This is a genomic window from Kineococcus siccus, assembly GCF_009906795.1.
GTDB lineage: Bacteria > Actinomycetota > Actinomycetes > Actinomycetales > Kineococcaceae > Kineococcus > Kineococcus siccus.
In genome coordinates this window covers 1-9,576 of sequence record NZ_JAAALN010000168.1, presented here as the reverse complement: position 1 = coordinate 9,576, position 9,576 = coordinate 1, and the positions used below count along the sequence as shown (strand labels likewise).

The window sequence follows — 9,576 nt, the reverse complement described above, 5'->3', positions numbered from 1 at the left end:
GCCCCCGCCCGGGCGGCCCGCCCGCCGCGCCCGGATCCCTGCGCCGCCTGCTGGTCTGCCTCGTGCTGGTCACCGCGCTCAGCGCCGTCGACCAGACCATCGTCGCGACGGCCCTGCCGGCCGTCGGTGCCGAGCTCGGCGCCGCGGGCCGCACGTCGTGGGTCCTGACCGCCTACGTCGTGGCCCTCGCCGTGGCCATGCCGGTGGTCGGGTCGCTCGCCGACCGGGTGGGCCGGGTGCGCATGCTGCGCGTGAGCATCGTCGTCTTCGTCGTCGCCTCGCTGCTGTGCGCCGCCGCCCAGGACGTGGGGCAGCTCGCCGCCGCCCGGGCGGTGCAGGGCCTCGGGGGCGCCGGGATGCTCGTGCTCCCCCAGGCCCTGGTCGCCGAGGTGGTCCCGGCTCGCGACCGGGCCGCCGTCCTGGGGCCGCTGGGGGCGGTGTTCGCCGTCGCCACGGTCGTCGGCCCGCTGCTGGGCGGCACCCTGACCGACGCCGGTTCGTGGCGTGCCGTGTTCTGGGTGAACCTCCCGGTGGGGGCGCTCGCGCTGCTGCTCGCCTGCACCGCGGTCCGGCAGCCGGCCGTCGCCCGGCCGGCGGAACGCTTCGACGTCCTCGGCGCGGTCCTCCTGGCGGCCGCGACGACCGGCCTCGCGGCCTCGGCGACCGAGTTCCCCGCGCGCGGTGCGACACCGGCTGTCGCGGCGCTGCTCGCCGCCACCGCCGGGGCGCTCGCCCTGCTGGTCCTGCACCAGAGCCGGGCCCGGCACCCGCTGCTGCCGGTCACCTCGCTGCGCGGTCGCACGGTTGGCGCGTGCGCCGCGCTCTCCGCCCTCGCGGGGTTCGCGATGTTCGGGGTCATCGCCTACGTGCCGAGCTGGATCCAGGGGGTCCACCGAACCTCGGCCACCGTCTCGGGGCTGTTCCTGCTCCCCGTCACCCTGGGCATCGTCACGGGGGTGAACCTCAGCGGCTTCGCCGTCCGCCGCCACGGGCACTGGCGCCGCTTCCCCGTCCTCGGGTGCGCGCTCGGACTGGCCTCCACGACCGCGCTGGCCCTCGTCGGCGACCTCCTCCCGCTGGCGGCCACGGCCGTGCTGCTGGTCGTCTTCGGCGCCGGCGCGGGGCTCTTCCTGCAGATCGTGGTGGTCGTCGCCCAGGACGCGGGCGCCGCCCGTTCCCTGGGCGGGGTGACCGCGGCGATGACCTACGTGCGCGAGTGCGGGGTGACCGTCGGCACCGGGCTGCTCGGCGGGTTGCTGGCGAGCCGGCTCGCCGCCGACGGCGCCACCGGCACGGCGGCGGACTACGGGGCGGCCTTCACCACCGTCTTCCTCACCGTGGCGGCCGTCTTCGCCCTCGGGGTCGCCGTCGCCGCGCTGATGCCCCGTCACGAGCTGGGCACCCACCCGGTCGACGCTGCCGCCGCGGGGACGGCCACCCGGCCGTAGGCACTCGCTGCACGGTGCGGTCAGACCTGCTCGCTCCCGCCGTCCACGACGAGCTCGCCGCCGGTCATGAAACTGCTCTGGTCGGAGGCGAGGAACAGGGCGGCGGCGGCGATCTCGTCGGGGTGCGCCACCCGGCCGAGCGGGATGCCCTCGGCCATGCCCGCCAGCATCGCGGTCGCCGCGGCCGCGTCCGGCGCCAGCTCGACCAGCCCCGGGGTCTCGGTCGACCCGGGCACCAGCGTGTTCACGCGGATCCCGCGCCCGGCGAGCTCGGCGGCCCAGGTGCGGCCGAGGGAGCGGACCGCCGCCTTGGAGGCGGCGTAGACGCTGAAGGACGGCGTCCCGTTGCCGGCCGCGGTCGACCCCGTGAGCACGACCGAGGCCCCCCGGTTGAGCAGTGGGAGGGCCTTCTGCACGGTGAACACCGTGCCGCCGACGTTGCGGTCGAAGGTCGCGGTGACGTGCTCGGGCGTGAGGTCGCCGAGCGCCGCGAACTCCCCGCCGCCGGCGTTGGCGAACAGCACGTCCAGCCCCGCGCCGCGGGCGGCGACCGCGTCGACGACGCGATCGAGGTCGGCCGCGACCGTCACGTCCCCGCGGACCCCGGTGGCGAGCGGCCCGATCGCCGCGACCGCCTCGTCCAGCTGCTGCTGCCGACGCCCCGTGACGACCACGTGCGCCCCCTCGGCGGCGAACCGGCGGGCGGCGGCGAGGCCGATGCCGGAGGTGCCGCCGGTGACGAGGGCGGTCTTGCCGGTGAGCTGTCCCATGGTGCTCTCCTGCTGGTGAGGTGCTGCGGTGGCCGCGTCGGCCGTGCGGTCGACGCGGTGACCGAACTTCTGTACTGTTCGGTACAGAGGTAAGCGTCGACGAGCACCGGGTGTTCCCCGGGCGCCACCGAGCGGGGACAGGGGGTCGTCACGTGCCGGGACCAGGCCGGCCCCGGGAGTTCGACCGCACGAGTGCGCTCGACGCCGCGGTCCGCGTGTTCTGGCGGCAGGGCTACGAGGGCACGTCGCTGCGCGACCTGACGGCGGCGATGGGCATCGGCCGGCCGAGCCTCTACGCCGCGTTCGGCGGCAAGGAGCAGTTGTTCCGCGCGGTCGTCGCGCGCTACCGGGAGACCGAGATGGCCTACGTCCGGGCCGCCCTCGACCGGCCGACGGCGCACGAGGTGGCCGAGGCCCTCCTGCACGGGCAGCTCGACGCCCTGCGCCGGCCCGGCCTCCCGGCCGGCTGCCTGTCCGTCCAGGGCGCGGCCGCGGTGAGCGCCGGGAACGCCGGGGTCGCGGAGTTCCTCGCGGCCGGCCGGCTGGCCGGCGAGGCGGCCCTCGCCGAGCGCTTCGCCCGCGCGGTCGACGAGGGCGATCTGCCACCGGGGACCGACCCGGCGGCACTGGCCCGGTTCCTGCAGGTCGTGCTGGAGGGTCAGGCCGTCCACGCGGCCGCGGGCGTCGGGTCCGCCGACCTCGCACGGTCCGCAGAGCTCGCCCTGCGCGCGGTCCCGGCGGGCGGCCGGCGCCGGAGGGCGCCGCGGTGACGGGCTCGCGCGCCGCCGTCGGCCACCCCACCGTCAGACGGCGGCCCAGTCCAGGCGCCAGCGCCCCGAGCCGACGGCGAAGCTCGCGCAGCGGCCGTCCACCAGCTCGACCACCCCGCGCTCGACGGCGCCCGGCGGGTCGCAGCGGGCGGTGAGCCCGTCCGGCTCCGCGGGCACGGGCAGGTGCACGACCGCGTCGGACCCGACGGGCACCTCCACGTCGAGCACGACCGCGCCGTCGACGAGGGCCCACGACGCCGCGACCGTGCCGGCCACCGTGCGCCACGTGCTCGAGGCGGACGTGAGGCCCCCCACGACCGAGGGTCTCACCACGAGGTGGCGCCACGCGAGCGAGCCGGGCGCCTGGGTGATGCCGGCCAGGCGGGCCCCGAACCACTCCACGACGCAGCCGAGCATGAAGTGGTTCAGCGACCCCTGCATGTCCCAGTACTCGGGGAGGGTCGTCATGCCCGCCGCGACGAAGGCCCCGAAGCTGGGGGCGGTGGGGTTCACGACCGTGCGGTGCACGAGGTCGTCGCGGCCGTGGCGGGCGAGCACCCGGAACACCGACGGCAGGGCGATCTCCCCGACGGTGAGGTGCCCGCCCCGGTCCTCGATGTCGGCCACCAGCGCCGCGAGCACCCGGGCTTCGTCGGCGGCGGGCACGAACCCCATGTCCAGCGCGAGCGCCGACGCGGCCTGAGTGCCGTTCGCGACGACGCCCGTCGCGGCGTCGTACCAGCGCTCCCGGGCGTCGGCGCGGACGCGGTCGCGCCGGGCCGCGAACTCCTCGGCGTCGGCCGTGCGGCCCAGGGCGGCCGCGGTGCGGGCCAGGGCGTCCACGACGCGGTAGTAGCCGAACGTCGTGACCAGCTGCGGGGTCGTCGTGACGCCGAGCTCGGCCCAGTCCCCGAGCTGGTCGTAGCCGAGCGTCTCCGTCGTCCCGGACCGCCGGGACTCCAGGTAGCGCAGGTAGTTCCGGACCGCGTCGTAGGTCCGTTCCGCGGTGCGCCGGTCGCCGTAGTGCTCCAGCAGCAGCCAGGGCACCAGGGCGATCGCCCCGCCCCAGTTCGGGTCGTCGGCGAACCCGCCGTCGAACACGACGTGCTCGGGGGCGATGTCGGGGACCCGGCCGTCGGGGTGCTGCGCCTCGGCCACGGTGCGGACGGCGCTGCGCAGGTAGGCCGCGAGGTCGTACCCGCGCGAGACCGCGCCCATCACCAGGTGCGTCTCCTCCAGCCAACCGAGCTTCTCGCGGTGCGGGCAGTCGGTGAACACGCTGAACATGTTCGAGCGGACGGCGCCGTCGACGAGGGCGTGGATCGCGGTGATCGTGGGGTCGGAGCAGGTGAACGTCCCGACGGCCTCGGTGGCGGCCCGCACGACGAGCGCCTGGACGTCGCGCACCTGGACCCCGGAGACGAGCCCCCGCACCTCGACGTGGCGGAACCCGTCGTAGCGGAACGTCTCCGTCCACGTCAGCGCCGGTCCGGCGGACGTGACCGAGTGGAACACCGGGGTTCCCAGGGCCTCCTGGTCGACCGTGCCGTCGGGGTTCAGCCGCTCCCCCGGCCAGAGCTCCACCCTGGTTCCTGCTGGGGCCGTCAGCGTGACCCGCAGCAGCCCGGCGACGTTGCGGGGCAGGTCGAAGCGGGCCCGTGCCCCGGGCAGCGGGACGGCCGGGCCGGCGTCCAGGACCTCCACCACCCGCAGCGGTGGCGCGCACAGCCCCGACAGCTCCGGGCGCGGTCCGGGGGCGACGACGGCGGGGCGCCACGCCCCGCGGTCGGTGCCCGCGACGTCCCAGCCCGGCACCTCGGCGCGCGCGTCGTGGTCCTCGCCGCCGAACCAGTCCGACGCCGTGGTGGGTCCCGCGGTGGCCCGCCACGCGGGGTCGGTGACCACGGTCGTGCGGGTGCCGTCCGCGCCCGTGACCTCCAGCTGCGCGATGACGCGCGGGCGGCTGAACCGCGCCTGGTGCTTCTGGTAGCGCTCGCCCGGGGTGATCCACGCGGGCCCGGTGCCGAGGGCCACGCCGAGGGCGTTGTCGCCGCCGGACAGCAGGTCCGTGACGTCGTGGGTCGCGTGCTCGACCCGCCGGCCGTAGTCCGTGAGGCCGGGGGCGAGGACGTCGCGGCCCACCCGCCGGCCGTTGAGGCTGGCCACGTAGGTGCCCAGCCCGGCGATGTGCAGGCGGGCCCGGCGCACGGGCCCGGGCGGCAGCCGGAACTCCGTCGCCAGCAGCGGCAGGCCCGGTGGGTCGGGCAGGTCCGCCTCGGCCCCTCCCCCGTCGGCGGGCACCCAGCGCGGGTCGGTGATCCAGTCACCGTGCCAGTCGGCCGCGGCGAGCAGGCCCAGTTCGAGGACGGCCACCGGCGACCACGGCCCGGGTTCCCCGTCGCGGTCCCACAGCCGCACCTGCCAGCAGACCCGCTCGCGCGAGCCCAGCGGCCGCCCGCCCCAGGTCACGGCGAGGTCGGGGCCGGCGACGCGGCCCGTGTCCCACAGGGTGCCCGCCTCGACCGCGTCCTCGGTGGGGGCGGCGCGGACCTGGTGGGCGGTCTGCACCTGGCCGTTCTGCCGGCCGTTCCGCCGGCCGTCGGGCGCGGCGACGGCGATCCACGACAGCACCGGCCGGGGTTCGCCCAGCCCGACCGGCTCGACGAGGTCCTCGACGCGCAGGTGCTCGGGGTGCAGGCGGCCGGTCACGGTGCCGTCCGCTCCGTCCGGGTGCCGCTGCGCGGCAGGCGGTGCGGCTCGTCGAGCAGGCCGTAGCGGAACCGGGAGAACCGCGCGCTCCCCCCGGCGGGCCCGTCGGCCAGCGCGAACAGCGCGAGGCGGGAACCGCGGTAGTGCGAGAACCGCAGGGGGTGGCTGTCCCCGAGCGGCGTGAACTCCGCGGCCTCCTCGGCGCGCACGGCGAAGACGGCCCGGTGGTGGGCGTCCACCTCGGTGCACAGCTCGAGGCGGTCCCCCGGTGCCGGCGCCAGCCGCTCGGTCCCCTCCCCCACCAGCACGAGCCACAGCCGCCCGTCCTGGCGGGCCAGCCCGAACCCGACGGGACCGTCCACCGCGTAGTGGCCGAGGCCCGCGACGCCGCCCTCGGCCAGGCCGGAACCGTCGAGCAGCACCGTGGCGCGCCCGGGCCGGGCCGCGATCCGCTGCGTGAGCACGGCGGGCGCCGTGCGCAGGCCGTCGCCGCGCGCCGACGGGCCGGCCACCAGCTGCAGGCACGGCGGGTCCGCGAGCACCGACCAGCTGCCGGGCGCCGGCACGACGGCCCACTCCCACTGCGGCCCGGGGCGTCCGCGGTCGAAGTCGTCGTCGCGCGGGCCGACGGTGCCGACGACGACGCGCTCGTCGAGCACGGCCCGGTCGGTGGGCCCGTCGGGGCCGCGCACGACGGGCCAGTCGTCCTCCCACGTCACGGGCACCCGGCTGAGCGGGCGGCCCTCGGGGTAGCCCGTGCGGCCGTGGTGGGTGACGAACCACCAGTCCCCCGCGACGTCGGCCAGCAGGGACCCCTGGTTGGGCTCGCGGGAGCGGTCCAGGCCGGCGCCGTGGACGAGGTCGCGCTTCTCCCACGGGGTGGGGGCGTCCAGCGACCGCGTCCGCAGCACGACCGCGAGGCGGTCGCCGTGGCTGCGGACCTCGTTGTGCAGCAGGTAGTACCAGGGGCCCCGCCGGAACAGCTTGTTGCCCTCGCTGGTGTGCCGGTCGTCCACGACGCGGCGCTGGTCCAGGTGCAGGGTCCGCCCGTCGGGCGACATCGGCACGAGGTGGGTGAACCACTCGGGCCCGGGGTTGCTCAGCACGAGCCACGCGCGGCCGTCGTCGTCCCACAGCGGGCAGGGGTCGTCCCACATCGTCGCGTCGCTGAGCCGGTGCGGCGGCGACCACGGACCCGCGGGATCGACGGCGGTGCAGACGAAGACGCCCTCGTCGAGCGTCGTGAAGTGCACCCAGAACCGGCCGTCGTGGTGCCGGATCGACCCCGCGTACACCCCGCGGCCGAACCGGCTCCCCGTCGCCGCGTGCGCGTAGGCCGGGCCCAGCTCGGTGAGGTCGGCGACGACGTGGCCGACGTGCTCCCACGCGAGGAGGTCGGGCGAGCGCAGCACGGCCATCCCCGGTGAGCCGTGGATGGTCGAGGTGACCATCCAGTACGTGCCGTCGACGAGGACGACGTCGGGGTCGGAGTAGTCGCCGTCCAGCACGTGCTCCAGCCGGGCCGGGGCCGCGCTCACGCGGCGGTCAGCCGGTACGTCGCCCCCGCCGCGGCGGGCCAGGACAGCCGGCTGCGGCCCGGCACGGAACCCGTGACCTCCACGCCGCCCACCGCGGCGCCCGACCCGTCCTGCACGGACAGGCCCGCCCCGGTCCCCGGGACCTCCAGCACGAGGTGCTCCCCCGGGCCGTTGACGACGACGACCTCCGTGGCGGCCCCGCCGGACCACGCGACGTCGACGCGGGCGCCCCCGCGGCAGCGGATCCCCCGCACGCGCCCGGACGACCAGGCGCGCGGCACGGTGCGCAGCAGGGCGATCGCCCCGTCGTGGCTCTGCACGAGCAGTTCCGTCATGCCCGCGACGGCGCCGAAGTTGCCGTCGATCTGGAACACCGACCCGCCCGGCCAGTCGCCGTGCGGGTGCAGGTCCAGCAGGGAGTCCGACGTGAGGTCGTCCAGGAGGACGTCGAGGGACCGCTCCGCCAGCCCGGTGTCGCGCAGGCGGGCCGCGAGGCAGAGGATCCACGCCTGGCTCCAGCCCGTGTAGCCGCTGCCCCCGTCGATCCGGGACCGCAGGGCCCGGCGGGCCGCCTCGAAGTCCGCGGGCGTCCCCTGCTCCGTGATGCGGGTCCCCGGGTAGAGGCCGTACAGGTGCGACACGTGCCGGTGACCCACCTCCTGCGGGACACGCTCCTGCGCCCACTCCAGCAGCGCCCCGTCGGCGCCGGTCGCGACGGGCCGCAGGGCGTCGAGCGCCGTCCGCGCCCGCGCCGCGAGGGCCTCGTCGCCCGCCGCGTCGGGGTCGCCGGGGCGGGCGTCGCCGGTTCCCGCCGCGACGGTGGTGGCGAAGGACGTGAGGACCTCCCGCACGAGCTCCTGGTCCATCGCGGTCCCCGCCGAGACCACGGCCCGCCGCCCGTCGAGGAGGAACGCGTGCTCGGGGGAGGTGGACGGGCTGACGACGAGGGCGCCGTCCGCGTCCGGCACGAGCACGTCGAGGGCGAAGGCCGACGCCGCGCGCAGCACCGGCAGGGCCCGCGACCGGGCCCGCCGGGCCTCGTCCGCGTCGGCGCAGTGCTCGACGTGGCTGGACAGGTGCGCGGCGATCCACGGCAGGGCGGAGGGCCAGTTCGCCCAGCACGGGTCGCCGGGGACCGGGGTCGAGAACCGCCACACGTCCGTGTTGTGGTGCACGGCCGACCCGGCGGCCCCGTAGACGCGGGCGGCCGTGGCGCGGCCCTGCACGGCCAGGTCCGCGGCCAGGTCGAAGAGGGGTTCGGCGACGTCGGCCAGCGCGACCGCCTCGGCGGGCCAGTAGTTCATCTCGACGTTGATGTTGGTCGTGTAGTTGCAGCTCCACGCGGGCCGGACGTCGGCGTTCCAGATGCCCTGCAGCGTCGCGGCCTGCGTCCCCGGCCGCGAGCTGCTGATGAGCAGGTAGCGGCCGTAGTGCCAGAAGAACTCGGCGGCGGCCGCCGCGTCGGGGGGCAGCTGCAGGTCCACCCGGTCGAAGTAGCCCCGGTGCTCCTCGCGGTGCCGCGCCCGCAGCACCGCGGTCGGCTGCGTGAGCGCCGCCTCCACGAGGGTCCGCGCCTGCGCGGCCAGCGCCTCGACGTCCGCGCTCGGCCGCTGCGTGGCGCCGCGGAAGCCGCTGACGGCCGCCGCGATCAGCCGCTGCCCGTCGCCGTCGCGCTGGACGGCCACCACGACGGCGTAGCCGGTGCCGGCGGCGACGGTCCCGTCGGCGTCCGGCTCGTCGTCGGCGTAGCGCACGGGGTCCGCGTCCTCGACGTAGTTCGGTGTCACGTGGGCCGGGGCCCGCCCCGTCACCGTCGTCCACGAGACGCCGCCGGCCTCCTCCTGCCGGACGTCCGCGCCGGCGTGCGGGGAGTCCCAGCGGGGGGCCACCACCGCGGCGGTGCCCGGGCCGGTCGCCGTGGCCACCAGGACCGCGTCCGGCGCGGAGACGAAGGTCTCCAGCCGGACGGGCCCGGCGGGCGTGTCGAACGCCGTGCTCGCCAGGGCCTCGGCGACGTCCAGCTCGCGGCGGTAGCCGCTCGCCCCGCCGGCCGGCGCGTAGGCCCAGTCCAGCGCGCCCAGGGGCTGGTAGGACTGGCTCCAGCCCGGTCCCTGCAGCCCGCGCGCCAGCTCGTCCGCCCGCGGGAAGTCCCCCGCCGCCACCGCCGCCCGCAGCTCCGGCAGGAGGAGGTGCGGTGCGGGCCCGGTCGCGGGCGGCAGCGGCCCCCCGGACCAGAGGGTGTCCACGTTGAGGTCGAGGTGCTCCTCGCCCGCCCCGCCCCGCAGCACGGCGCCGAGCGAGCCGTTGCCGAGCGGGAACCCGTCGACGAACCGGGTGGCGG

General features: G+C 77.2%; 6 protein-coding genes. 2 read left to right on the top strand and 4 right to left on the bottom strand.

All coding sequences use genetic code 11. The features are described 5' to 3' along the window. Positions 1-1,448: MFS transporter (locus GTR02_RS16325; RefSeq protein WP_166608555.1), on the top strand; the 1,448-nt coding region annotated here is incomplete at its 5' end. A 20-nt stretch (positions 1,449-1,468) separates the two neighbouring features. Here GTR02_RS16325 and GTR02_RS16320 read toward each other — a convergent pair. Continuing rightward, positions 1,469-2,218, bottom strand: coding sequence for an SDR family oxidoreductase (locus GTR02_RS16320; protein WP_166608554.1), 750 nt, complete (start codon positions 2,216-2,218; stop codon positions 1,469-1,471). Between the two features lie 152 nt (positions 2,219-2,370). Here GTR02_RS16320 and GTR02_RS16315 point away from each other — a divergent pair, with 152 nt between their 5' ends. Next, positions 2,371-2,988, top strand: coding sequence for a TetR family transcriptional regulator (locus tag GTR02_RS16315; protein WP_166608553.1), 618 nt, complete (start codon positions 2,371-2,373; stop codon positions 2,986-2,988). A 33-nt stretch (positions 2,989-3,021) separates the two neighbouring features. Here GTR02_RS16315 and GTR02_RS16310 read toward each other — a convergent pair whose 3' ends face one another. From GTR02_RS16310 to GTR02_RS16300, 3 genes are all read right to left on the bottom strand, one after another. Continuing rightward, positions 3,022-5,697: a family 78 glycoside hydrolase catalytic domain gene (locus GTR02_RS16310; protein WP_166608552.1), complete on the bottom strand. Its 2,676-nt coding sequence runs from the start codon at positions 5,695-5,697 to the stop codon at positions 3,022-3,024. Continuing rightward, positions 5,694-7,235 (bottom strand): family 43 glycosylhydrolase, encoded by a 1,542-nt coding sequence (locus tag GTR02_RS16305; protein ID WP_166608551.1) that lies wholly within the window; start codon positions 7,233-7,235, stop codon positions 5,694-5,696. The genes GTR02_RS16310 and GTR02_RS16305 overlap by 4 nt, the downstream gene beginning before the upstream one ends. Beyond that, positions 7,232-9,576, bottom strand: a 2,345-nt coding sequence (locus GTR02_RS16300; protein WP_166608550.1) for a glycoside hydrolase family 95 protein, incomplete at its 5' end; no start/stop codon positions are given. The genes GTR02_RS16305 and GTR02_RS16300, both read right to left, overlap by 4 nt.